Annotated in this window: 22 protein-coding genes and 1 pseudogene; 20 read left to right on the forward strand and 3 right to left on the reverse strand. The window is 53.1% G+C overall.

The window, feature by feature from the left end:
- Positions 1-64: 64 nt before the first annotated feature.
- From WH45_RS13790 to lipB, 10 genes are all read left to right on the forward strand, one after another.
- Positions 65-2,095: a hypothetical protein gene (locus tag WH45_RS13790; RefSeq protein ID WP_052723781.1), complete on the forward strand. Its 2,031-nt coding sequence runs from the start codon at positions 65-67 to the stop codon at positions 2,093-2,095.
- Complete coding sequence (locus tag WH45_RS24095; protein ID WP_268748572.1) at positions 2,092-2,223, forward strand: hypothetical protein; 132 nt, start codon at positions 2,092-2,094, stop codon at positions 2,221-2,223. Before WH45_RS13790 ends, WH45_RS24095 begins: the two co-directional genes overlap by 4 nt.
- The gene (locus WH45_RS13795; protein ID WP_046214958.1) at positions 2,220-3,512 is read left to right on the forward strand and encodes a glycoside hydrolase family protein; all 1,293 of its coding nucleotides are present in this window, start codon (positions 2,220-2,222) and stop codon (positions 3,510-3,512) included. The genes WH45_RS24095 and WH45_RS13795 overlap by 4 nt, the downstream gene beginning before the upstream one ends.
- A 323-nt stretch (positions 3,513-3,835) precedes the next feature.
- A complete protein-coding gene (locus tag WH45_RS13800; RefSeq protein WP_046214959.1) occupies positions 3,836-4,051 on the forward strand; it encodes a hypothetical protein in 216 nt (71 codons plus the stop codon).
- Positions 4,052-4,200: 149 nt separating this feature from the next.
- Positions 4,201-4,992 (forward strand): class I SAM-dependent methyltransferase, encoded by a 792-nt coding sequence (locus WH45_RS13805; protein WP_052723782.1) that lies wholly within the window; start codon positions 4,201-4,203, stop codon positions 4,990-4,992.
- 49 nt (positions 4,993-5,041) lie between these two features.
- Entirely contained in the window at positions 5,042-6,460 is a 1,419-nt protein-coding gene (gene lpdA / locus WH45_RS13810; protein WP_046214960.1) for a dihydrolipoyl dehydrogenase, read from the forward strand.
- 343 nt (positions 6,461-6,803) lie between these two features.
- Positions 6,804-7,832 carry a thiamine pyrophosphate-dependent dehydrogenase E1 component subunit alpha gene (locus WH45_RS13815; protein WP_046214961.1) on the forward strand — a complete coding sequence of 343 codons (1,029 nt, stop codon included), beginning with the start codon at positions 6,804-6,806 and terminating at the stop codon, positions 7,830-7,832.
- On the forward strand, positions 7,832-8,815 hold the full coding sequence (locus tag WH45_RS13820; RefSeq protein WP_046214962.1) for an alpha-ketoacid dehydrogenase subunit beta: 984 nt from the start codon (positions 7,832-7,834) through the stop codon (positions 8,813-8,815). Before WH45_RS13815 ends, WH45_RS13820 begins: the two co-directional genes overlap by 1 nt.
- Before the next feature lie 72 nt (positions 8,816-8,887).
- Entirely contained in the window at positions 8,888-10,303 is a 1,416-nt protein-coding gene (locus WH45_RS13825) for a dihydrolipoamide acetyltransferase family protein (protein WP_046214963.1), read from the forward strand.
- A gap of 193 nt (positions 10,304-10,496) precedes the next feature.
- On the forward strand, positions 10,497-11,207 hold the full coding sequence (lipB, locus tag WH45_RS13830; RefSeq protein WP_046214964.1) for a lipoyl(octanoyl) transferase LipB: 711 nt from the start codon (positions 10,497-10,499) through the stop codon (positions 11,205-11,207).
- On the opposite strand, the gene prli42 is transcribed toward lipB, so the two are convergent.
- The gene (prli42, locus tag WH45_RS23440) at positions 11,184-11,279 is read right to left on the reverse strand and encodes a stressosome-associated protein Prli42 (protein ID WP_152663557.1); all 96 of its coding nucleotides are present in this window, start codon (positions 11,277-11,279) and stop codon (positions 11,184-11,186) included. The two genes, lipB and prli42, sit on opposite strands and share 24 nt — an antisense overlap.
- A 166-nt stretch (positions 11,280-11,445) precedes the next feature.
- Between prli42 and WH45_RS13835 the strand changes: the two genes are divergently transcribed.
- The 7 genes from WH45_RS13835 to WH45_RS13865 all read left to right on the forward strand — a co-directional run bounded on the left by WH45_RS13835 (position 11,446) and on the right by WH45_RS13865 (position 18,377).
- The gene (locus tag WH45_RS13835; protein ID WP_046214965.1) at positions 11,446-12,573 is read left to right on the forward strand and encodes a M20/M25/M40 family metallo-hydrolase; all 1,128 of its coding nucleotides are present in this window, start codon (positions 11,446-11,448) and stop codon (positions 12,571-12,573) included.
- Between the two features lie 217 nt (positions 12,574-12,790).
- Positions 12,791-13,357, forward strand: a complete 567-nt coding sequence (locus WH45_RS13840) for an NUDIX domain-containing protein (RefSeq protein WP_046214966.1) — start codon at positions 12,791-12,793, stop codon at positions 13,355-13,357.
- Positions 13,354-14,538, forward strand: a complete 1,185-nt coding sequence (locus WH45_RS13845) for an endonuclease Q family protein (protein ID WP_046214967.1) — start codon at positions 13,354-13,356, stop codon at positions 14,536-14,538. The genes WH45_RS13840 and WH45_RS13845 overlap by 4 nt, the downstream gene beginning before the upstream one ends.
- Before the next feature lie 269 nt (positions 14,539-14,807).
- The gene (gene fur / locus WH45_RS13850; RefSeq protein ID WP_046214968.1) at positions 14,808-15,272 is read left to right on the forward strand and encodes a ferric iron uptake transcriptional regulator; all 465 of its coding nucleotides are present in this window, start codon (positions 14,808-14,810) and stop codon (positions 15,270-15,272) included.
- 122 nt (positions 15,273-15,394) lie between these two features.
- A complete protein-coding gene (xerD, locus tag WH45_RS13855) occupies positions 15,395-16,294 on the forward strand; it encodes a site-specific tyrosine recombinase XerD (RefSeq protein ID WP_046214969.1) in 900 nt (299 codons plus the stop codon).
- Positions 16,295-16,322: 28 nt separating this feature from the next.
- A complete protein-coding gene (deoB, locus tag WH45_RS13860) occupies positions 16,323-17,519 on the forward strand; it encodes a phosphopentomutase (RefSeq protein WP_046214970.1) in 1,197 nt (398 codons plus the stop codon).
- Positions 17,520-17,552: 33 nt separating this feature from the next.
- On the forward strand, positions 17,553-18,377 hold the full coding sequence (locus WH45_RS13865; protein WP_046214971.1) for a purine-nucleoside phosphorylase: 825 nt from the start codon (positions 17,553-17,555) through the stop codon (positions 18,375-18,377).
- A 244-nt stretch (positions 18,378-18,621) separates the two neighbouring features.
- Here WH45_RS13865 and WH45_RS13870 read toward each other — a convergent pair whose 3' ends face one another.
- Entirely contained in the window at positions 18,622-19,497 is an 876-nt protein-coding gene (locus tag WH45_RS13870) for a DNA/RNA non-specific endonuclease (protein ID WP_046214972.1), read from the reverse strand.
- Positions 19,498-19,583: 86 nt separating this feature from the next.
- Positions 19,584-21,092 (reverse strand): M14 family zinc carboxypeptidase, encoded by a 1,509-nt coding sequence (locus WH45_RS23190; protein ID WP_082096786.1) that lies wholly within the window; start codon positions 21,090-21,092, stop codon positions 19,584-19,586.
- Positions 21,093-21,313: 221 nt separating this feature from the next.
- Here WH45_RS23190 and WH45_RS23940 point away from each other — a divergent pair.
- From WH45_RS23940 to WH45_RS13885, 3 genes and pseudogenes are all read left to right on the forward strand, one after another.
- Positions 21,314-21,457: pseudogene (locus WH45_RS23940) on the forward strand (transcriptional regulator); the annotation flags it as partial.
- Positions 21,458-21,736: 279 nt separating this feature from the next.
- Positions 21,737-23,134, forward strand: a complete 1,398-nt coding sequence (locus tag WH45_RS13880; protein WP_046214973.1) for a TldD/PmbA family protein — start codon at positions 21,737-21,739, stop codon at positions 23,132-23,134.
- On the forward strand, positions 23,131-24,474 hold the full coding sequence (locus WH45_RS13885; RefSeq protein ID WP_046214974.1) for a TldD/PmbA family protein: 1,344 nt from the start codon (positions 23,131-23,133) through the stop codon (positions 24,472-24,474). The genes WH45_RS13880 and WH45_RS13885 overlap by 4 nt, the downstream gene beginning before the upstream one ends.
- Positions 24,475-24,554: the final 80 nt, after the last annotated feature.

Genomic DNA, 24,554 nt, shown 5'->3' on the forward strand with positions numbered 1-24,554 from the left:
ATACCGGTGATACAATAATTTCCGATACGATCAGCATAGGAATGAAGGGAGATTGCTGAACCTCATGGAGCATGTATACGCACAGCGTTATGGATGGGAAAAAGCGATGGAAGACTATTGCAGTCAGTTGGAGGAGACCCATCCACTGGAAGCATCCGACTGGGATCATACGCGGCGGATTCGTCTGCTGTCCCGTATGATCGATCACTACCGTCAGTATCAGACGGAAACCGGAGAAATTACAGATCCTTATTCAGGTGCAGAGCGCTATTATTCCACGCCCTCGTATGCAATGGCAGCTGCACTGCTGGTACAGCAGGGTAGAGAGGATCTGCTGTCATCAGCATCATCTGCACTGACCAGCAGTATCGATTCGCTTGTTGGGCATCAAGCGCCGGATCAACATCCGGATTTCTTTCCGGTCATGATTATGGGAGCCTATCGTCTGCTCCATCGTCTCGTGCCGCAGCAGGCAGTCTACTGGCAGGAGCAGCTATCCCGAATCGTACCTGAAGAAGCCTACGTATTTACGATGAGCAAAATGAATAATCCTAACCGCATGATCAACTGGAATGCGATTATGCTGTCCGGTGAATACATGCGTCATGCGGAGGGACTAACGAATCAAGGAACCGACTGGATGGATACCTATCTGCAGAATTACCACCTGCCCCGGTTCACTTCGCTCGGCTTGTATCAGGATGGCCCGATGAACCTGCCGAACTGCCCTTTTGCCTATGATGTGGTGACACGATATCATCTGACCCTGATGATGTTGTCCGGCTATGACGGTCAGGCAGCAGAGGAACTGCGCCGTCATCTGCAGCACGGGGCGATGAGTTCGCTGCTGTCCCTGTCCCCGCTGGGCGAAATGCCGATTCGTGGGCGCAGTTCCCAGCATCAATGGAATGAAGCGGCGGCAACGTTAATTTTCACCGTGCAGGCGATTCAGTCACACCGACAGGGACAGCTGAAACTGGCGGGAGCTTACCGCCATGCTGCCGATCTGACCTGGCAGGCGATCGAGCAGTGGCAGACACCGGAAGGTTGGCTGCATATCGTTCGTAACTATTATCCACCGGAAGAGCGGCATGGCTATGAGGTATACACAAACCATACCTGCTACAACCTCTGGACAGCTGCTGCACTCGCCTACAGTATTCAGTATGGGGAGGAACTGGAACAGATTGCTCCATATCCGGTACCTGCCGAACTGGGCAGCCGTGTGCTGAAGACAGATGGCTGGTTCCAGACGTTGTTCAGTACGGTGCCCGGACAGCAGTTGGTCATCCATACAGCGCTGAACGATCCATATAATATACCGGGTATGGCGCGCATTCATCATAGCGGTCTGCCGGGGCTGATCGGGCCGTCGGCAGCTGGATACCGGGATCAGGGATTTACCCGGTTTGCCGAAGGAGATGTATTCCCGCTCGCCTATACGCCTGCCTGGCAGGCGAGTGACGGACATTGGCATCATCTGGCCGAGGGCATTGCGGGTGCGGAGCCATTCAACTGCGATGTGGGCGTTGATCCTGCGGATGGCGGCGGATGCTGCACGCTGCTGGAAGATGACTGTACCGGTACATCCAGCCGGTTCGTGCTGCGATGGGAAGGGCCGCTTGGAGCGATTGGGAGTATTCTTGCCAAGTATGAACAGGTTCCCGGAACAATACGTGTTACTTATGAGTTGGAGGAGAGGGAGCCGCTGGAGCAAGGCGACGATATCATGGGGATCGGTGCATGGCTGCCCTTGTTTATGAGCGATGGACAGCATCTCTCCGATATTGAACCATTTTTCCTGGAGCTGCCTGAGCGGGGACAAGAATGGTCCGGAAAGGTAAATACAATCACCTCACAGCTGCTGCAATCCCCGTCTATCCCACCGGCTGACGTGGCTGTCCGCAGACAGGGGATAAGGGTCGGCTACCGTGGCAGTAGACTGGAGATTATACCTTTGACGCCGGACGTGCATATTGCTTTTCCGGAAGAGGCATCGTTCGTAGCCTGCCGCAATGGTCTGCTGCGGGGCGCACGGCTGGAAGCAAGCGGCAAACAGCTGGCTTTTGAGATCAGGCTGGGTGGAAAAGGGTGAAAGTGGAACAGGTGGCCGAGCATCTGCATCTGAATCCGAACTGTTTCAGCTACAAAAGTTATTTCCTGAAGCTGTACAAAATGTATACAGGTCAACCACCTGTCAAAAGCAAAGGAGAGAAATTATGAATACAACCGAACCGGCTGGCTGGATCACGGAAGCATGGGAATGGGCAAGCGAACGGACGCAGAGCAATGCTGCGGTCATTCAGGATCATTTCCCCCATGTGGCAGAGAATGGCAAATACGACCGCTGTGCACCGGAGTGGTGGACAGCCGGCTTCTGGCCGGGACTGCTGTGGCTTGTTCATGGAACAGGTGATGACAATCAGAGCCATCTGCCGGTCCGCAGTCTGCCCACAATAGAAGACGAACAGGAAATGGATCTGGCAAGCGAACTTGGAACGCACCATGAACCGGAGATGGTGGAGCAGACGGCGGAATCGGCAGCGGAAGGAAAACCTGCACATTATCAATTACCGCTGAGCCGCTGGGCCGAGAGCTGCGAACGTCAGCTGGAGCATTGCCTGTACAATCCCGAGCTGGTTGACCATGATCTGGGCTTTATCTGGCTGCTAAGCGGTGTGGCGCGTTATATCCATACCGGTGACCCGGACTCCCGCAGACGCGGGCTGCTCGCTGCGAATCTGCTGGCTGCCCGGTTCAATGTACGGGGCAATTATATCCGCGCCTGGAATTTTGGTTTGCCCTTTATGGATACACGCGGAGTGGCGATCATCGACAGTATGATGAATCTGCCGCTGCTGTACTGGGCTTCGCTAGAGACCGGTGATCCACGCTATCGGTCGCTGGCGATAGAGCATGCGGATACGATTGCCGGGCAGTTTGTCCGGGAAGATCATTCCATCTGCCATATCGTGGAGTTTGACGCCAGTACAGGAGCGAGGCTGAAGGAGCATGGCGGTCAGGGATTCGGACCCGGCTCGGCCTGGGCACGCGGCACAGCCTGGGCATTATATGGATTTGCTCTCTCCTATGCGTATACCGGCAAGCAGTGCTATCTGGAGATCAGCCGCCAGACGGCAGACTTTTTCCTGGGACAGCTTGGTGAACGGATTGTGCCGTACTGGGATTTCCGGGCACCGGAAGAACACCGGGATGCACTGGACTCATCGGCCGCAGCGATCGCCGCCAGTGGACTGCTGGAACTGGCCCGGCATCTTCCGGTCAAGGAGCGGGGAGCCTATGAACAGGCCGGTCAGCGAATCATCAGGGGATTGTATGAGCAATACTCGACCCGGCAGATCGGTGGTGAAGGATTGATCACCCATGGTACGGTTCATTATCCGGAGCGGCGTCATCTGAATGTACCGATCATTTATGGAGATTATTATTTTATGGAAGCATTGATTAAGCTGCGCGGCGGACGGGGACTGTTTACGCCTGGAGCTGTATAAGGTAAGCGCAGTTCATCAGGATGTCGGTCTATCCTGAATTGTTCTGGCAATACAGATGTGGCAAGCACGGCAATCCTCAAAGTGAATTCGGGCTTGTTTTGGCAGCTTCGTGAAGAAGCATAGTGAGCGAAGAATAATGAAGAAGACGAATCCGCCAGCCATATTGACGCCGATCGGCCAAAATGGACTATAATAGAACAGAAGCAAGAATTACCGACGACGAACCGGGCACATTGTGCCTGGTTTATCGCGTTTGGGAGATAGAATAAACCAGCGGCCTGGCATAAGGCGGACACCATGCTGGCGGAAAGGAGACAGGACCGATGAATAAAGAAGAACAGCAGGAGTGGATGGAACAGACCGAGACCCTGCTGCGGCAGGAGAGACTGAGTCCCGAAGATGCGGAGGCGGTGCAGAAGCTGCTTGAGATCGTGAGTGAACTGACCGCAGAGAACAAACGTCTGCGTACCGCTCTCGTCAAAGCCAATTCCAATAAGCCCCGGATGTCCAGTCGTCTCAAAGACGCACTGTATGAGTGATTATGAAGCCATGAATCTCTCTGCATGGACTACCGGCAGACGGACATAGAGAACCATAGAGAGTTATGTTAGAATAAATCTGCATTCCGGTTGCAGCCGGCTATGCATAGATACCCGGCAGTTATGGAGCCGAGAGGAGAATAGATGAGATGAGCGGTTATCAGACTCATACCAACAACACAGAAAACACCGAAGCAGCCGGCCGAATCGGCTATATTAGCCCCAAGGCAGCGGCTTATCTGGCAAGCAAACGTACACAGGGACTATCGCTGGAACGCATTGTGTTCCTTGGTAGAACATTTGAAGAGTACATGTCCATTCTGGGACTGGAAGTGGAAGACTTGAGGGGGCGGCGGATTCTGGATTGTCCGGCAGGCGCCTGTTCTTTTGCAGCGGAAGCTTCCTTGTTTGGAGCCGAAGTGACGGCCGCCGATATGGCTTATCATTTTGGAGTCGAAGAATTATACAACAAGGGTAAGCAGGATATCGGACATATGATCCATTCCATGACGGATGCCCGGGAGCAGTATGACTGGTCGACACTGGGTGGCATTCCCCAGTTGGAGACGCTGCGTACCGAGGCGCTGGACCGGAGCACAGAAGACCGCAGACTTCACCCGGAGCGTTACATACCGGCGGTACTGCCGGATTTGCCATTTGATGATCAGACATTTGATCTGACGGTATCTGCCCATTTTCTGTTTTTGTATGCGGACCGTCTGGACGAGGAGTTCCATATTCGCTGTCTGCGGGAATTGATGCGGGTGACCCGGACGGAGATTCGGATTTTCCCGCTGGTCAATTTGAAAAGTGAACGGGTTGCTTATGTGGAAAAAGTGGTTGCCGCTGCCGGACAGGGCAGCTGGGAGACACAGGAGATTCCTACCGAGTATACATTTCAAAAGGGTGCGGACACGCTGCTTCTGCTGAAGCGTGTATAATATACAACAGATGTTAAGACCATTCAGGAAAAGAGAGTGAATATTCATTATGACGATTAATTGTGATATCGCGGTACTGGGCGGCGGAACTGGAGGGTACGTAGCTGCCATCCGTGCGGCACAGCTGGGCAAGGATGTAGTCATTATCGAGCAGGACAAGCTGGGCGGCACATGCCTGCACCGCGGCTGTATTCCGAGCAAAAGCCTGCTGCGCAGTGCCGAGGTGTACGCACTGATGCAGGATAGCGAACAGTACGGCGTAGCGGCAGAACAGGTATCGCTGCAGTTTGACCGGGTACAGTCCCGCAAACAGGGGATCGTGGATCAGCTGCACAAAGGCGTACAATATCTGATGCGCAAAAACAAAATCAGAATCGTACAGGGACAAGGACGCGTCATCGGTCCGTCGATCTTCTCCCCGCAGAGCGGCGCGGTAGCCGTGGAACTGGAAGATGGCGAAATGGAGACGGTGGTCTCCAAAAATCTGATCATCGCCACCGGCTCCCGTCCACGCTCCCTGCCGGGTCTGGAAGCGGATGGACACCTGATTCTGAACAGCGATCATGCGCTGCAAATGGAGCAGCTGCCTGATTCGATGCTGATCGTCGGTGGCGGCGTTATTGGCATGGAATGGGCTTCCATGCTGCATGACTTTGGCGTACAGGTTACGGTTGTTGAGGCTGCACCACAGATTCTGCCACTGGAAGATGAAGAAGTGGCACGCGAACTGCGCAAGCTGATGGAAAAGCGCGGCATTACCATCTATACAGGCGCGGCCCTGCAGCTGGATTCGTACCAGCCGGGCGAGCAGCAGTTCACCATTCAACTGGTGCATCAGGAGCAGACGATAGAACTGACCGCTTCCCGGATGCTGCTGTCGGTTGGACGTCAGGCGAATGTGGAGACGATTGGTCTCGCGAACACGGATATTCGCGTGGAGAATGGATTTATCAAGGTAAATGGAAACATGCAGACGAGCGAATCGCATATTTATGCAATCGGTGATGTGATCGGCGGTCTGCAGCTGGCTCATGCAGCCAGCCATGAAGGCATTACAGCGGTGAACCATATCTGCGGCGAAGAGACTCATTACAACCCGGCCCAGGTATCCCGCTGTGTGTATACACGTCCGGAAGTGGCAAGTGTCGGTATTACCGAGAAGGAAGCTGCAGCACAGGGACTGGATGTGAAGACCGGCAAGTTTCCTTTCCAGGCGATCGGCAAGGCGCTCGTATACGGCGAAAGCGATGGGTTCGTCAAAGTTATCGCTGACCGCAATACGAATGATCTGCTTGGTGTACAGATCATCGGTCCGCAGGCGACAGACCTGATCAGCGAGGCTGCACTGGCGCAGTTCCTCAACGCCACACCATGGGAGATCGGCCAGGCGGTGCATGCGCATCCGACACTGGCCGAGATTATGGGCGAAGCGATGCTCGCGGTGGATGGCAAAGCGATCGGCATGTAAAAGTGAATAAAAAAGGAAAGATGGACTTCCAATCGTCAGACTGGAGAAATCCATCTTTTCTTTTTCGTGCAGATGTGATTATAATAGGGTTATGCTCAAGTCTTAGTACCAGGTTTTAAGACAAGCAGACATAAGCACTGGATGGTTTGCTGTTCGCTGCTTATGATGAACATGTGGAAGTGGGCAGAGGATGCAGGCGGACAGGCATTTCCGCCGTGAATTTGCGCAATGACTGCATGGGCGTGTAACCTTTACAATATACGGTGTAATACATCGTAATGCTGGTAAACAGTTAAGAGGGAGAACCCTGTTCTCTCCGTCATTTATGAAGGAGGTACCTGTAATGAAAGCAGAAGGTACTATTGACCAACAAACACGGCACGGGAAGCTCGGCTTGTCCGATGCCCAGGCTATTGAAATTTATCGATATATGATGATGGCGCGCAAGTTCGATGAACGTTCATTGCTGCTGCAGCGCGCCGGTAAAATTAATTTCCACGTCTCCGGCGTAGGCCAGGAAGCGGCCCAGGTAGGCGCGGCTTTTGCACTGGACCGGGAAAAGGACTATTTCCTGCCGTATTACCGTGACTATGGATTTGTGCTGTCTGTGGGTATGACTGCACGCGACCTGATGCTGTCGGCATTCGCCAAAGCGGAAGATCCGAACAGTGCCGGCCGCCAGATGCCGGGTCACTTTGGCAGCAAGCGTCTGCGTATCGTGACAGGCTCCAGCCCGGTAACGACGCAGGTTCCTCATGCGGTCGGCGTCGCGCTGGCAGCGAAGATGAAGAAGCAGGAGCTGGTATCGTTCGTTACTTTTGGCGAAGGTTCCAGCAACCAGGGAGACTTCCATGAGGGCTGCAACTTTGCCGGCGTACATAAACTGCCGGTTATTATCATGTGCGAGAATAACCAGTACGCCATCTCCGTACCGGTACACAAGCAGCTCAGCGGCAAGATCAGTGACCGTGCACTCGGTTACGGCTTCCCCGGCATCCGGGTTGATGGCAACGATGTACTGGAAGTATATGCAGCCGTCAAGGAAGCGCGCGAGCGTGCGATTCGTGGCGAAGGACCGACGCTGATCGAGGCTATGGTCTATCGTCTGTCCCCGCACTCCACTTCCGATAATGATCTGGCTTACCGGACCAAGGAAGAAGTCGATGCCAACTGGGAAAAGGATGGTCTGCCGAAATACAAGCAGTATCTAATCGACTGCGGCATCTGGAACGAAGAGCAGGATCAGGCATTGCAAAAAGAATGCACCGAAATTATGAAAGAAGCGACGGAGTATGCGGACAATGCCCCTTATCCGAGCGCGGATGACCTGCTGAAGCACGTATTTGCAGGGGACGGGGAGGATGTTCAGTAATGGCTATGATGGAATATATCGATGCGATTCGCCTGGCGATGAAGGAAGAAATGGCGCTGGACGAGAATGTATTTGTACTCGGTGAAGATGTAGGCGTCAAAGGCGGCGTATTTACAACAACCAAGGGACTGCAGGAAATCTACGGGGAAGACCGCGTTATGGATACTCCGCTGTCCGAGTCTGCGATCGCAGGCGTAGCGATTGGTGCCGCTATGTACGGAATGAAGCCGATTGCCGAAATGCAGTATTCGGACTTCATGCTGCCTGCGACCAACCAGATCATCAGCGAAGCGGCCAAAATCCGTTACCGTTCCAATAACGACTGGAGCTGTCCGATCGTCGTACGTGCGCCAATCGGTGGCGGTATCTTTGGCGGATTGTATCACTCCCAGTGTATGGAATCGGTGTTCTTTGGAACCGCCGGTCTCAAGATCGTAGCGCCGTATTCGGCTTATGATGCCAAGGGACTGCTCAAAGCAGCCATTCGCGACCCGGACCCTGTGCTCTTTTTTGAAAATAAAAAATGCTACAAGCTGATCAAGGGCGATGTGCCAGAAGATGATTATGTCGTACCGCTCGGCAAAGCCAATCTGCTGCGTGAAGGCGATGATATTACGGTCATCAGCTACAGTCTGCCGCTGCACTTTATTATGCAGGCTGCCGAAGAGCTGGAGCAGGAAGGCATTACCAGTCATGTACTGGATCTGCGCACCATTCAGCCGCTGGATCGTCAGGCGATTATCGATGCAGCCCGCCGCACTGGCAAAGTGCTAATCGTGCATGAAGACAATCTGACCGGTGGTGTCGGCGGTGAAGTCGCTGCCATTATCGCGGAAGAATGCCTGTTCGATCTGGATGCTCCGATCCGCCGTCTGGCAGGTCCGGATGCACCGGCGATGCCGATTAACCCGCCGCAGGAAAAAGCGTATATGCTGAACAAGGATAAAGTAAAAGCAGCGATGCGTGATCTGGCCCTGTTTTAATATCCGATCTATTAAAACAGCTGCCGTCAGACCGGTCCAACCGGGGAACGGCAGCTTTTAGGAGTGAATATAATGTCCCAAAAAGGAAATCCGACCGATGTCGTGATGCCGCAGCTCGCCGAGTCGCTGGTATCCGCCACAATCGCCAAATGGCTCAAACAGCCCGGTGAATCTGTCGATCAGTACGAACCGATCTGTGAAGTTATTACGGATAAAGTAAACGCCGAGATTCCTTCCGTGCTGGAGGGGATTATGGGTGAACATCTCGCAGCCGAAGGACAGGAAGTGGCTGTCGGTGAAGTGATCTGCCAGATCTATACGGAAGCCGGCGCTGCAGAGAGCGCTTCTGCTCCTGCCGCTGCCTCCACACCGGCACCAGCCGCTGCACCAGCGCAGCAATCGGAGCCTATCGTATCAACGGCGACTCCCGTGCAGCGTACAGCTGCTCCACAGCAGCAGTCCCAGCCTGCAGCAGCAGCGGGTGCAATGGCCGGTCGTTACTCACCAGCCGTGCAATCCCTTGCTTCCGAGCATGGACTCAATCTGTCCCTGATTCAGGGTACGGGTGCAGGTGGACGCATTACCCGTCGCGATGTACTCAAAGCGCTGGAGAATGGGACAGCTCAAGCTGCTGCCGTTCAGCAGCCTGCTGCACCATCCGCTCCGGCAGCGCAGTCGGAACCTGCTGCGTCCACGACCGACTATGCGGTACGTAATTCCGGAATGCATCTGAGCGAGACACCGGCGATTCAGAAAATCGAGCTGGAGCAGGCCGAGACCGCACCGGCACGTGGAGAGCATCTGATTAATGTCACTCCGCTGCGCAACGCGATCGCCCGCAATATGCGTCAGAGCGTATCCGAGATTCCTCATGCATGGACGATGATCGAAGTGGATGTGACCAATCTGGTCATGCTGCGCAACAAGCTCAAAGAGGAATTCAAGCGCAGTGAAGGCATTACACTGACCTACCTGCCTTTCCTGATCAAAGCGGTCGTCAATGCGATTAAGGATTATCCAATTATGAACTCCGTCTGGGCTGTGGACAAAATTATCGTCAAGCGCGATATCAACGTCTCGCTGGCTGTCGGTACCGAAGATTCGGTGATGACGCCGGTTATCCAGCGTGCCGATCAGAAGAACATCGCCGGTCTGGCACATGAGATCGAAGATCTGGCACGTCGTACCCGAGAAGGCAAGCTCAAACTGGATGATATGCAGGGTGGTACATTTACCGTCAATAATACCGGTTCCTTTGGTTCCGTACTGTCCTATCCGATTATCAACTATCCACAGGCGGCGATTCTGACATTTGAATCGATCGTGAAACGTCCGGTCGTGATCAATGACATGATCGGTGTCCGCTCGATGGTGAACCTGTGTCTGTCCCTGGATCATCGTATTCTCGATGGCGTGATCTGCGGACGTTTCCTGCAGCGGGTGAAGGACAATCTGGAAGGCTACAATATGGAGACCAAGTTGTATTAAGCTCCGGTTTGCGTTACATTGAAATAAAGCAGGCAGCAGGTTGCTGCCTGCCCTTTTGAATGAAATGAATTCATGAATAGGCATAACAGGTATGTAAAGGTTGACAAACGTAACGGTTTTGTCGGCCTTTTGCTTATCATCCGGATAAGCCGATATGACAGGATGAATCATCAGGGAAGGAAGTGCTTTGTTGATGGGGAAAACGATTCAGGTATCCTATACGCCGCTGATGGAATACGCAGCCGCATGGGACAAACAAAAGGAAATTGTACGTGGTATTGACGAAGGTGAACAGGGAGAGCAGCTGCTGATGCTTCAACATCCACCAACGTATACGATCGGTTCGCAGCGTCATCCCGAGCATTTATTATGGAGCGAAGAGGAACTGAGACAGCGGGGAATTGCCCTGTTTCAGATTGACCGCGGAGGAGATATTACATATCATGGCCCCGGTCAGCTGGTCGGTTATCCGATTCTGCTGCTGGACGCGGCCAAAGGCATAGATCCGCATCGTTATTTGCGCACCCTGGAGCAGGTCATTATCGATTATCTGGCCGATCAGGGGATCGTGGCCGGACGCAAGGAAGAATACACCGGTGTATGGGTCGGCGATCTGAAGATCGCTGCGATCGGTATCAAGTTCAACAAATGCCGTAACCGTAAAGGCTTTATTACAAGTCACGGGTTTGCCTTCAATATTGCTTCCGGTATTCAGCAGGAGGGGTTCACAGGAATCATTCCATGCGGGATCGAGCAGTACGGGGTCACTTCACTGGAGGATATTACCGGCCGCCCGTATACGGTGGAGCAGGTGGCACAGGATATTGTGCCGCATTTTATGCGTCATTTTGAATATGAGCAGCCGGAACATGAGGCAAGCTTACAGCAGAGGCTGAATGATTGAGAACAGCACCGATGCGACCATAGCGATCAGCATCAGGTAAATAAAAATACGAAACCATTTTTTCTGTTGCATTTCTGATGACTCCTTTATCTGTTCAATATAGAGTAGGCGTATGTCGGTAAAATAAATAATCATTTTTATCATACCGACTGCACAGTCGTTTTGCAAAGATTTTGGCCAGATAATCACAAGGACAAAGTGAAATTAATGTGACAACCATCCAAAGGAGCGAATCATTGTGGTATCCGAAAGCAGATTAATCGAAGAATTCATGGAACTTGTACAAATCGACAGTGAGACCAAGCAGGAGCGCATTATTGCCGACCGCCTGACCGAGAAGCTGCTGGCGCTTGGCTTTACCGTTATTGAGGACGAATCGTCCCTGCGTACCGGTCATGGAGCAGGCAATCTGATTGCTACTCTGGCTCCGAATACGGACGCGCCGATTCCGAAAATTTTCTTCACTTCCCATATGGATACGGTGAAGCCGGGCATCGGGATCAAGCCGGTCATGGACAGCGAAGGCTGGATCACGAGCGAAGGTGACACTATTCTGGGAGCGGATGACAAAGCCGGCGTGGCTGCGCTGTTCGAGATGATCCGGGTGCTGCAGGAACAGAATATTCCGCACGGCCAGATTCAGCTGGTCATCACAGCAGGCGAAGAGTCCGGACTGATGGGCGCGCGGGCAATGGACCCTGGATTGCTGGACGCGGACTTTGGTTATGCGCTGGATTCCAATGGAGCGGTAGGTACGATCGCAGTAGCGGCACCGACACAGGCACGTATCGTCATGGAGATCTATGGCAAGTCCGCTCATGCCGGAGTGAATCCGGAAGACGGCATCAGTGCGATTCAGGTGGCCGGTAAAGCGATCTCGCGTATGAAGCTGGGCCGCATCGATCACGAGACCACAGCCAATATTGGCAAATTCGAAGGCGGAGGCGCGACGAATGTAGTATGTGACTATGCCCGTCTGGAAGCCGAAGCGCGCAGCCTTGTCCACGAGAAAGTGGAAGCGCAGCTGGCTGCGATGAAGGAATCACTGGAAAATACCTGTGCCGACTTTGGTGCTACTGCCAAGTTCCAGAGTGTGATCGTCTATCCGGGCTTCAAATTCACGGAAGAAGACGCGGTCGTACAGCTGGCTCAGCGTGCAGCGGCAAATCTCGGTCTGCCGAATGACATTTTCCATACCGGCGGCGGCAGTGATGCCAACATATTTAACGGCATGGGCGTACCGACAGCCAATCTGGCGGTTGGCTACGAAGAGATTCATACGACCAGTGAGCGCATTCACCGCAATGAGCTGATTAATGCAGCCCGTCTGGTGATCGAGATCGTACGCGAGACCGCGCGGCAATAGGCCTGTTTTCTCTTTATCGATAATGTTTCGTTCATAATGAAAGTACGGAATTGTCAGCCCTTCTGTCTAAAAAAGCATAAAAATGTGTAAAGAGTTAGAGCTGCACTTTTGCAAGCTGCAGCTGATCCCAAGGAACCAAATCGAAATGTACTGCAGATCCAGATATGATCCATATCGGCAGAACGTTTACTTTTACTCATGCAATGGAGGGAATATAATGGCTGAAAACAAAAATAAACAACTGAATGAAATCACGCTGTCTACGGAATCCATTTACAAAGGCAAAATCATCTCCGTACAGGTCGATACCGTCAAGCTGCCAAACGGCGAGGAAAGCAAGCGCGAAGTGGTCAAGCACTCGGGAGCGGTCGCTGTACTGGCGATCCATAATGATCGCATGATCGTAGTGGAACAGTTCCGCCAGCCGCTGGGACGCACCCAGGTGGAGATTCCTGCCGGCAAGCTCGATCCGGGCGAAAAGCCGGAAGATGCAATCAACCGTGAACTCAAGGAAGAGACCGGCTATACCGCCAAAAGCATGAAGCTGCTGTTCTCCTTTTATACGTCACCGGGATTTGCCGATGAGATCATTCACCTCTATCTAGCGGATGAACTGACTGAGGGCGAAGCGGAGCTGGACGAAGACGAATTCCTGGAAGTAACCGAGATTACGCTGGAAGAAGCATTTGAGCAAATTCGCGACGGACGCATGAGCGATGCCAAGACCATTATGGCCGTACAGGCTTGGCAGCTGCTCAAATTGGGAGCCCAGCCGGGGCAATGAGTTCCCTGCAGCGGGTCTACGCCGATCTGCACATCCATATCGGGCGAAGTGAGGACGGCCAGTCGGTCAAGATCAGCGGCAGCCGCAACCTGACTTTTGCCAATATAGCCAAAGAGTCTTCCCAGCGTAAAGGTATTGGATTGATCGGCATTATCGATTGTCATTCACCGGGAGTGCAGCAGGATATTCGTCGTTATATCGCTTCCGGCGAAATGGTGGAATCTCCCGGCGGCGGAATTGTATATGGGGACACGACAATTCTGCTCGGCTCGGAGATCGAGATTCGGGAGCCCGGGTATCAGGAAGCGCATGTGCTTGTCTATTTCCGTGATCTGGAGCGAATGACTGATTTTAGCCGCTGGATGAGCGGGCATATGAAAAATCTGCAGCTCAGCTCCCAGCGTCTGTACGTCTCGTACCGGGAACTTCAGCAGCAGGTAAGGCAGCGGGATGGACTGTTCATCCCTGCGCATATGTTCACTCCGCATAAAGGCATCTATGGCAGTGTTACGCCGCGGATGAGCGATGTGCTGGATATGGACAAGATCGATGGCGGCGAACTCGGTCTGAGTGCCGACACGACGATGGCCGGCTATCTCAGCGAGCTGGACCCTTATCCGCTGTTGACCAACTCGGACGCCCATTCCCTCGGCAAGATTGGCCGGGAATATAATGTATTCCGAATGCAGGAGGCGAGCTTTGACGAATTCCGCCATGTACTGCAGGGTCATAACGGCAGAGGAATTGAAGCCAACTATGGTCTCGACCCGAGACTGGGCAAGTATCACCGTACCTACTGCAGCAACTGCGAGCATATTATCCATGAAGACGAGTCGGCACTGGAACGCTGCCCGTACTGCGGCAGTACGAAGCTGACAATAGGCGTACTGGACCGGATTCTCGGCATCGCCGACCGGGATGAGCCGCAGCCGCCTGCAAACCGGCCGCCGTATCGGTATCAGGTTCCGCTTGCCTTTATCCCCGGTCTGGGACCTGCCAAAATGAACCGGCTGCTGGAAGCGTTCGGCACCGAGATGAGTATTCTGCATGACACATCCCGCGACGAACTGGAAGCGGTGGTGGGAGCCGAGATTGCCCGTTATATCGAACTGGCCCGCAGCGGTAAGTTGACGCTCAGTGCAGGTGGCGGCGGTACGTACGGCAAAGTCGTTACCGGATAAAAGCTGAATAAGGAGCATTGTTGTACGTCATATCCCGGCAAAGAAGAAGTGCTGTTGCCTTTCTGCATGAGAGGAGACAACAGGCTTTATCTTTGCCGGTTTTGACATTTCGCATTGTGCAGTACAGCAGGGAAATGAACAGGTTTTGCCCAGAGGCAACAATGCTGTGCAAGTGTACTAAAAAGTTTGACTTTGTCTTGGAACTCCCCCTATAATAATTGGAGTGAGCATTCAAGCGATGCAGTGATTTCCACAGGGGGAGGGCAAAAATGGAAGCACGGATCGATAAAATCAAACATCAATTACAATCCAAAGGTTACAAATTAACACCCCAGCGGGAAGCCACCGTCCGAGTGCTCCTTGAGAACGAAGAAGACCATCTGAGTGCCGAGGATGTATTTATGCTCGTGAAGCAAAAGGCTCCCGAAATCGGTCTGGCCACCGTTTACCGTACCCTCGAGCTTCTGAGTGAACTGCATGTCGTGGAGAAAATTAACTTCGGCGACGGTGTCGCACGTTATGACCTGCGTACCGATACAAGCAAGCACCATCATCATCATCTGATTTGCGTGCAATGCGGAAGTATGGACGAGATCCGCGAAGACTGGTTGGGACCGCTCGAGGAGCGACTGGACAAGGAATTCGATTTCTCGGTTCTGGACCACCGGCTCGATTTTTATGGAGTCTGCTATCGCTGCAAGGACAAAGAGCAGCAGGACAATGGAATTGAATAGCTGAATTGGATACCAGAGACTCTCGCCCGATATTTGGCTGTTCGGGAGGGAGTCTTTTTGCCGTAACCATCTGTCCATAGACAGAAGGATCACCAAGTGACTGCAAAGGAGGCTGATTTCCAGTGAGTGATTATTTGGAAAGATTTATCCGTTATCTGACCGAGGAAAAAGGACTGTCCCGAAATACGCTGGAATCGTACCAGCGGGACCTGAATCAGTTTCTGGAGTTTGCCAGGCAGCGTCATCTGACAGAGCCGGATCAGATCCGCAAAACACATATTGCCCTGTTCCTGGGAGAAATGCGCCAGATCGGCAGAGCGTCATCCACCATTACCCGGATGACCGTTTCGCTGCGTTCATTTTGCCAGTATCTCGTTCGGGAAGGGATTATCCAGCAGGACCCGTCTATACATATGGAAGCACCCAAAGCGGAGAAACGGCTGCCTCACGTCATGACAATCGAAGAAATGGAGCGTCTGCTGGATGCCCCGGAAGCGTATACGGCGCAGGGTCGGCGTGACCGCGCCATGCTGGAGCTGCTCTATGCTACGGGCATCCGCGTCTCCGAGCTGATCTCGGTCAATGTGGAGGATGTACGGCTCGATCTGAGGTTCCTGCGCTGTGCGAGCAGCTCGGGCAAAGAGCGGATCATTCCAATTACCGGTGTCACCGTCAAGCGTGTAGGTGAATATATAGAAGAAGGTCGCCCGCAGCTCATCCGGAACCATCCGGAAGAGCAGGCGCTTTTCGTGAATCAGCTCGGCACCCGGCTGACCCGCCAGGGCTTCTGGAAAATCATCAAAAAGTATGCCCGGGAAGCCGGAATTGAGACCGCCATCACTCCGCATACGCTGCGGCATTCTTTTGCCGCCCATCTGCTGGAAAATGGAGCCGATCTGCGTTCGGTACAGGAAATGCTCGGTCATGCCGACATCTCCACGACCCAGATCTACACCCAGGTATCCAGAAAGAATATGAAGGATGTGTATGAGGCTCATCATCCGCGTGCCAATGCGACCTGATTCATCTACCGAATAGGAGGCATGAGTCATGACAGAAATCGAACAGCAATCACGTTTTAGACGAATCTGCGTTATTGTACTGGATAGCGTCGGTATTGGTGAACTGCCCGATGCCGGCAAATTTGGAGATAAGGGTGCCCATACGCTGGCACATATTATGGAGCAGGTACCAGGCACACAGCTGCCGAATCTGCAGCGCCTTGGACTCGCTAATATTACCACGCTTCCGCCGCTGGAGGCTGCCGATCAGCCGCTGGCATACTACGGCAAGATGGCCGAGACTTCGGTCGGCAAGGATACGATGACAGGACACTGGGAATTGATGGGCCTGAATATTGGGACCGCGTTCAATACATACCCGAACGGGTTCCCGCAGGATCTGATCACCCAGTTTGAGAAGCGAACAGGCCGCCGTGTGCTCGGTAACAAGCCGGCCTCCGGTACCGATATACTGGATGAATACGGCGAAGAGCAGATGAGGACCGGTTCCTGGATCGTCTATACGTCGGCAGACAGTGTGTTCCAGATTGCCGCTCACGAGGATGTAATTCCGCTTGAAGAGCTGTATGCTGCCTGCGAGGTGGCCCGTGAACTGACGCTGGAGCCGGAGCATTCGGTGGGACGTGTGATCGCACGTCCGTACAAGGGCGAACCGGGTCATTTCACCCGCACATCGAATCGGCATGATTATGCGGTGAGCCCACCGGAGCCTACGGTACTGAGTCGGCTGGAGAATGCAGGCTGTGATGTGATCGCTGTCGGGAAAATCAATGATATTTTCACCGGCGAAGGCATCACCTCTTCTTATCCGACCAAGAGCAACGAGCATGGCGTACAGGTGACGCTGGAGCAGCTGAAGCAGGATTTCCACGGCCTGCTGTTTACCAATCTGGTGGACTTCGATTCGCTGTATGGACACCGCCGCGATCCGCAAGGGTACGCGCAGGCACTGGAAGCTTTTGACCGCTCGCTGCCGGAGCTGATGGAGCAGATCGGCGAGCAGGATCTGCTGATCATTACCGCCGATCACGGTAACGATCCGGTTCATACCGGCACCGATCATACCCGGGAATATGTGCCGCTGCTCGTCTACAGCCCGGCGCTTGCATCGCCCGGTGATCTGGGTATTCGTGAGACGTTCAGTGATCTGGGTGCCACGATTGCCGACAATTTCAGCGCCGGCAGAGTGATGCACGGGGAGAGCTTCCTAAATCTTTTGAAATAAACAGGTTTTCTATTTGAAGGGGGAAATCAATAAATGACAACGATTAACCAAGCAACCATTAAAGCAGCAGCAGACTACATCCGCAGTCAGAGTGACCTGACTCCGGAAGTGGGACTTATTCTCGGCTCCGGCCTGGGCGTACTCGCCGAGCTGGTCGAGGAGGGAGTATCCATTCCCTACAACAGTATTCCGCATTTCCCGGTGTCCACGGTAGAAGGACATGATGGTGAACTGCTGCTTGGCAAAGTGCAGGGTCGTCCGGTCGTTATGATGAAAGGCCGCTTCCATATGTATGAAGGTTATGGCCCGGAAGTAACAGCGTTCCCGGTACGTGTCATGAAGGAACTGGGCGTATCCAGCCTGCTCGTGACCAATGCGGCAGGCGGCGTGAATACATCGTATGAGCCTGGCGATCTGATGGTACTGAGCGACCATCTGAACATGACCGGCCGCAATCCGCTGATCGGACCGAATGATTCGGCACTGGGCGTACGCTTCCCGGATATGTCCGAAGCCTATAGCCGCCGTCTGCGCCAGGTATTCAAGGACACCGCTGCCCAGCAGGGACTGAAAGTGCAGGAAGGCGTATATGCCGGGCTGCTCGGCCCAACGTACGAGACCCCGGCTGAGATTGTGATGCTGCGCACGCTTGGCGCGGATGCAGTCGGTATGTCGACGGTATCCGAAACAATCGTAGCCCGTCATGCCGGTATCGAAGTGCTGGGAATCTCCTGTATTACCAACATGGCAGCCGGCATTCTCGACCAGCCGCTGTCTCATGATGAAGTCATGGAGACCGCCGATCGTGTACGCGACCAGTTCCTGAAGCTGGTACTGGCTGTTATCCCGCAAATGTAAATTTCCAGATCGGGACTGAGAGAATAATCTGGTAGAAATGATAGCAAAAAGAGCCTGTAGATAATCCGCAGGCTCTTTTTGCTGTTCTGGTTTAGAGTATATCGTATTGGCATTGACTGTAATTATAGTTGTATCTTTATCTGTGATTGTGCATACGCCTATACGCTGCACTGCGATAATTTTGCTATACGTTTATTTGGTTAACATTATATTTATAAATTTTCAATTCTAACTCGTCCATGCTCTATACCCGGATATCCTGCACACTCTCAATCGTAAAGCTTTCGGCCACTGCTTCCGTTGGATAGGCATCATGTTCACGCAGATGGCGAAATTCCAATCCGGTCAGCTGTTCGATATGGGTTACTTTGACTTGATACGTCTTGTACGGACCGAGTTCGTCTTCGGTCTGCATGGTGCGCAGCAGTCCTTTTTGCGAGATCAGATAGGCGGTGACAGACAACTGGCCGTCATCCTTGACGATGGCAGCGACTTTCCAGAATTCCTCCGGCAGCTGGATACCGCGGTAGGCGATATCATTGTCACGGAACACCGGACCTGTGAAAATAGTTGCTTTGCGCTTGTTGCTGCGGGCATGCTCCAAAATATAATCTTCTAGGCCGAGCCAGGTGTCCTGATTGAGATCCTTGTGTTGGGGCGCGCAGTTGGTAAAGTGAAACGTGTCCACATTTGCCCGGTCTGCATCCTTGCCCCAGATCGGATCACGCCGCCGTACGAGATGACCGCGATCCAGATCGTTATCCCGGTAGATTTCATTTCCGCTCTGATACTGCTCATCCATCCGGGAATCATACCGCCATTTATCCGACCGTCCGGCATCCTGGAGCTGGCTGCCATCGATATTCACGACCGTATAGATGGCTAGCCTGCGTGAACGGCTCATTACGATAGAGAAATGGGTATAATCGAGAATGATGGAGCCGTTGTGGAGCGGAGCCACATCCTGTGTCAACTCCGGACTCAGTCCAGGATGCGGAATCTCATATTCCTCGCCCAGAAATTGGCTGTCATAACCGTCCACTTTATCATACCAATCCATACTCAGTGCTTCACCTACACGTAATTTCTCATCTTCATAGCGCTCGTCCTGCGGTGCCATTGTACCAGCCTCCTTGGATTTTAGTAGAGCTCATATATTAAGTATCCAAATTAAGGGAGTTATAACCTGCCGCGTGTCCATTCAGATCATTTTCCGTAGGTGGACGAACCGACCGTGTCGCCAGCTGGAGCAGTATTGCTGTCTGTTCCGGCTTCCTGCTGTAGGCTGCTGTCAACCGGAGCCGGATTCACTTCAGGACTTGTGAAGCGCAGACTGTTATCTGTCGTATCAACATCCAGCATCGCTCCCGTTACCTGGCTGATCAGACGTGCCGGTACATAGATGACATTGTCCGTCATCTTCGGTGGTGCACTGAGCGTAATCGTCTTGCCGTTCAGTTGGGCATATCGGCTGTTCAGCGTAAAGCTGACTGTTCCTCCCGCACTGGAAGTGGCAGTTACGGTCTTCGCCGCTTGATCCCAGAACGGTACGAATCCATAATGGGTCAGCAGCGGCTTGTACGCTACATAAGTAACTCCATTTTCACGGAAAGCCGGGATCGCCTCGGCTGGCTGCTGTCCATCGATCCATACGGCTACTTTCGATGATGCAGCCGGACGTTGAGACGGTGCAGCATTCTTTTTCGCCCAGAGAGAATAGCTCTCCTGTGCGAGCCACAGTCCGACTTTTTTGTTGCGTCGCCATTCTTCGGCAAAGGCGGATACCGGCAGATTTGTCTCCCCCGGCTTGATGCCGATCTCCGGGGTGAAAGCCGGCCGTTTGAACGTTGTGATAAACCAGTCCGTATAACCACCGCCAGACGAATCACTTCGCTGCGGCATCAGCCGATATCCGGTCAGGTCGCTGAAGATCCGCGCCAGCCGCTTATCACGTGGAAGATTGGCCGCCAGCGTATGGAAGCTCCAGTAAATGATGCGTCCGGCCGAATGATATGACACGGCAATCTGCGGATCAATCTCGTACGTGAACGCCACCATCGCTTTATTTTCCAACGTCTGTACCGGAGCGGTTCCTTTGTGATTTCGCCAGAACGGATAAGGGACATTCGCTTCCAGGGTGGACCAGTACGAGTCGTACTGGCGATTCGGGTCGATTCCCTGCAGATTGGCTTTCCAGCGTTTGAAATTTCGACTGCCGCCATTCATGCGTATAAGCGCCTGATGTACAGAAGCGGGAAACGGACTGAGTCCCAGCTGCTGCAGTGTCACACCATCCGGATTGACCATTGGGACGAACCAGATTTTGGTTTTGTCCAGAATGGTGCGTACATCATAACCTTCAAACTTACGGTCGGCACTGTAGGCAGCCGCATACTGTTCGATCATGTACATATTAAGTGTAGTTGTCAGCCACTCGCGGGCATGATGGGAGCCATTGATAAATAGAGTCGCTTCGCCGCGGCCAAGACCGACCGCCCAGATCTCCCGTCCATAACGGGTTTGGCCGATCGAACGATACTCGATAATATCCGGATACTTGCGGGCCAGCGACTCGATATCCCTTGTCAGTCTGGCATATGTATAGGTGGCGGACGGGTCTACCACATTTCCACTGCGTGCTTCTGCTTGACCGGGAACGATGGCACTCAGCAGAACCAGCAGCATGGACAGGGTGAGCAATATACTTTTTTTCAAGACAATCCTCCTTGGTGTTCATGATGTGTGTGCCGGCTGCTGATCACCATGACAAGGTGAAGAGGATAGTAGCATAGAGAGAAAGAAGATGACAGCAGCTTTTAACAATTATATCAATATATGACTGGTAATAATATTTAAAGTTCGTGATTGCTACCATTAAAATAACTATAGATTGTAATACAAACAGGCTATAAATCTGGCGTCGCAGCTGCAATGAAATCGATATTTTCAAGGCCCTTTCCAACAAGATACGTCTCCATATATTAAGATTGCTTGGATAAACTGTAAAAACCCTAAAACAGCAAGCACATTTGCCCAAGGAGGTCAGCATCAAGGGCGGCGTATGTGTAGGTAAACTGGAAAGTATATACTACAATTTTCATTAGTGGAGCGACGGCGACATTTCTGATGACGCGACGTGGTACTGATGTGTATTGCGCTGTATTTTGTATTCCGCGAGAAAACGGATAAAATCAGCGCATCCTCATAAAAGAGAACCGGTTAGGAAGCGGGCAATGTTAATGGTACAATATGGAATCAAGATGGTGAACAGAAAGACAGCGTCTGCCTGAAGGGCGGCCAGTCTGTTTTGTTACATATCAAGCCTGTTCGCCTATCATCACTTATTCAGGAGGGATACTATGCTGCAACCTGCACTTGTAGAGAAAATATTAAATGCTGCGCTGGAAAGTGGGGGTGATTTTGCCGAAGTGTTCGTGGAAGATCGTACCGACCGTGATCTGGGCATGCTCGGCGGCGTGGTGGAACGCGCGCTGTCCGGACGCGATTATGGAGTTGGCATCCGCATCCTGCAGGGTGTGTTCTCGGTGTATGCGTATACGAGCGATCTGCAGGAGGAGCATCTCATAGACACCGCCCGCAAGGCAGCCCGCGCGCTCAAAGGATCTTCCGGTGACCTTGTACTGAATTTTGATAAAGTGCAGTTCGAAGATCGTCACCCTATCCTGCAGCGTCCCTCGGCCTCGCAAAATGCCCGCAAAATCGAGCTGATGCGTCAGGCACATGAAGCGCTCAAGACTTCTCATCCACTGATCGAGCAGACCTCGGTCGGTATCCTGAACTGGGAGCAAAATGTATTGATCGCGAACTCCGATGGACTGTGGGCGGAAGATACCCGCACCTACACCCGGATGCGTATGAGTGCAATTGCCGTGGATGGAACCCAGCGGCAGTCCGGATTCCGCGGACCGGGAGCCTATGCCGGACTGGAGCTGCTGGAGCAGATGGATATCCAGGCCGAAGCACGGGAAGCCGGGCGGATCGCCGGTACGATGGTCCAGGCGGGTTATGCACCAAGCGGGCAGTTCCCTGTCGTAATCGAAAATGGATTTGGCGGTGTTCTGTTCCACGAAGCCTGCGGTCATGGTCTGGAATCGACCGCGGTCGGGATCGGTGCTTCGGTATTCGCCGGCAAGCTCGGCCAGCAGATCGCTTCGCCGCTCGTTACCGCGGTGGACGACGGCACGATTCCGAATGCATGGGGATCGCTCAATATTGACGATGAAGGTATGCCGACCCAGCGCAACGTACTGATCGAGAACGGCATTCTCAAAGGCTATCTGATCGACAAAGTCGGTTCCCGCCGCATGAATATGCCGCCGACCGGTTCCGGTAGACGCCAGTCGTATAAATTCGCTCCGGCATCACGGATGAACAATACCTTTATCTGTGAAGGCAGCTCGACCCGCGAAGAGATGATCGCGAATACGGAATACGGCATCTACGCCAAGTCGCTCGGCGGTGGCTCGGTCAATACAGCGACCAGTGATTTCAACTTTGCCATCAATGAAGCGTACATCATCCGCAACGGCCAGATTGCTGAACCGGTCAAAGGTGCCACCCTGATCGGCAAAGGGCTCGAAGCGCTGCAACATATCGATATGGTCGGCAACAATCTGGATCATGGGCAGGGCATGTGCGGCTCGGTCAGCGGCAGTCTGCCGGTGAACTGCGGTCAGCCGACACTGCGTGTATCCAAAATGACCATTGGCGGCAGAAAGGGGGGAGTAAGCAGATGAATATTACTGAGTTTCAGGAAACGCTGTTCCGCCAGGGACAGGAGTACGGTTACACCGATATGGAAATCTACTACTCCGGCAGCCGCGCCATCTCCACAGCGATACGCAAAGGTGAGGTGGATACGTACCGGATCGCGGAGACGAACGGGCTATCTTTCCGCGGGACGATCGGCGGCAAGCTGGGCTATGCATTTACAGAGAAAATTGCCGCAGACAGCATCCCTTTTCTGCTGGAAGAAGCCGAAGGCAACGCAGCTGTACTGGAATTGGAAGATGAAGCTGACCTGTTCGCCGGTTCAGTAGAGTATCCACAGCTGCAGACCTATTCTGCTGCACTCATGCAGACCGATCCCGAACGACTTATCCAAGCGGCCCAGCAGGTGGAGCGTCTCGTACTGGAAAAGGATAACCGGATCACGATGGTGCGCCAGAGTGCTGCTAGTGTGCGTGAGCATGAACTGCTGATTGCCAATACCAAAGGGCTGCACTGCCATCAACAGGACAGTATCGGCAGTGTAAGTGTGTATCTGCTGGCTGGTGAAGAGCAGGAGACGGTGAGCGGGGGATGGTTCGACTATTCCCTGACCGACTTCTCGGATATCCGGCTGGAAGAGATTGCTGTCCGTGCTGTAGACGAGACTGTGTCCAAGCTGGGTGCATCTTCTGTACCGTCGGATAATTATCCGGTGATCCTGCGCGAAGATGCCGCTTCCAATCTGCTGCAGACCCATGCTTCGGTCTTCTCGGCGGAAAATGTGGAAAAAGGCTTCTCCAGCCTCGTCGGCAAACTCGGTCAGCGCATCGCAGGCAGCAATATTACGCTGATCGACGATCCGCTGATGCCAGGTGTCCCGGGAGCATCGATATTTGATGCCGAAGGTGTGGCTGCGCGCCGCAATGAACTAATCCGGGAAGGAACAATGATGACCTTCCTGCACAACCGCAAAACAGCATCCAAGGCAGGGCTGGAGACGACCGGTAATGCTTCCAAAGGCGGGTACAAAGGCAAAATTGGCGTGTCTTATCATAATCTCTACCTTGCGCCAGGTACGCGCAGTCTGGATGAGCTGATCGCGTCGACCGAACGCGGCATCCTGATCACAGAGCTGCAGGGACTGCACGCGGGTACCAACCCGACAAGCGGCAATTTCTCGCTCGCCTGCCTCGGTTACCTGATCGAAAACGGCAAAATCAGTCGCCCTGTCAATCAGATTACTGTCTCCGGCAACTTTTACGATCTGCTTAGTGAGGTGGAAGAACTGGGCAATGACCTGCGCTTCACCGGCAGCTGCACCTCGCCATCGCTCAAGGTTCGCTCGCTGTCGATTTCGGGAGCGTAAAATGAAGTAGAAAGTAAGAAATGAGCAGTAAGTAGTAAGAAAAAATAAAAGAGCTAAAGCTGCTGTTATGAAGCTTTAGC

Source organism: Paenibacillus wulumuqiensis (assembly GCF_000971965.1).
Taxonomy (GTDB): domain Bacteria; phylum Bacillota; class Bacilli; order Paenibacillales; family Paenibacillaceae; genus Saccharibacillus; species Saccharibacillus wulumuqiensis.

Coding starts and splice junctions, on each gene's coding strand:
- WH45_RS13790 (WP_052723781.1), top strand. CDS start 65: ATGGAGCATGTATACGCACAGCGTTATGGATGGGAAAAAGCGATGGAA.
- WH45_RS13795 (WP_046214958.1), top strand. CDS start 2,220: ATGAATACAACCGAACCGGCTGGCTGGATCACGGAAGCATGGGAATGG.
- WH45_RS13800 (WP_046214959.1), top strand. CDS start 3,836: ATGAATAAAGAAGAACAGCAGGAGTGGATGGAACAGACCGAGACCCTG.
- WH45_RS13805 (WP_052723782.1), top strand. CDS start 4,201: ATGAGCGGTTATCAGACTCATACCAACAACACAGAAAACACCGAAGCA.
- lpdA (WP_046214960.1), top strand. CDS start 5,042: ATGACGATTAATTGTGATATCGCGGTACTGGGCGGCGGAACTGGAGGG.
- WH45_RS13815 (WP_046214961.1), top strand. CDS start 6,804: ATGAAAGCAGAAGGTACTATTGACCAACAAACACGGCACGGGAAGCTC.
- WH45_RS13820 (WP_046214962.1), top strand. CDS start 7,832: ATGGCTATGATGGAATATATCGATGCGATTCGCCTGGCGATGAAGGAA.
- WH45_RS13825 (WP_046214963.1), top strand. CDS start 8,888: ATGTCCCAAAAAGGAAATCCGACCGATGTCGTGATGCCGCAGCTCGCC.
- lipB (WP_046214964.1), top strand. CDS start 10,497: ATGGGGAAAACGATTCAGGTATCCTATACGCCGCTGATGGAATACGCA.
- prli42 (WP_152663557.1), bottom strand. CDS start 11,279: ATGCAACAGAAAAAATGGTTTCGTATTTTTATTTACCTGATGCTGATC.
- WH45_RS13840 (WP_046214966.1), top strand. CDS start 12,791: ATGGCTGAAAACAAAAATAAACAACTGAATGAAATCACGCTGTCTACG.
- WH45_RS13845 (WP_046214967.1), top strand. CDS start 13,354: ATGAGTTCCCTGCAGCGGGTCTACGCCGATCTGCACATCCATATCGGG.
- fur (WP_046214968.1), top strand. CDS start 14,808: ATGGAAGCACGGATCGATAAAATCAAACATCAATTACAATCCAAAGGT.
- deoB (WP_046214970.1), top strand. CDS start 16,323: ATGACAGAAATCGAACAGCAATCACGTTTTAGACGAATCTGCGTTATT.
- WH45_RS13865 (WP_046214971.1), top strand. CDS start 17,553: ATGACAACGATTAACCAAGCAACCATTAAAGCAGCAGCAGACTACATC.
- WH45_RS13870 (WP_046214972.1), bottom strand. CDS start 19,497: ATGGCACCGCAGGACGAGCGCTATGAAGATGAGAAATTACGTGTAGGT.
- WH45_RS13880 (WP_046214973.1), top strand. CDS start 21,737: ATGCTGCAACCTGCACTTGTAGAGAAAATATTAAATGCTGCGCTGGAA.
- WH45_RS13885 (WP_046214974.1), top strand. CDS start 23,131: ATGAATATTACTGAGTTTCAGGAAACGCTGTTCCGCCAGGGACAGGAG.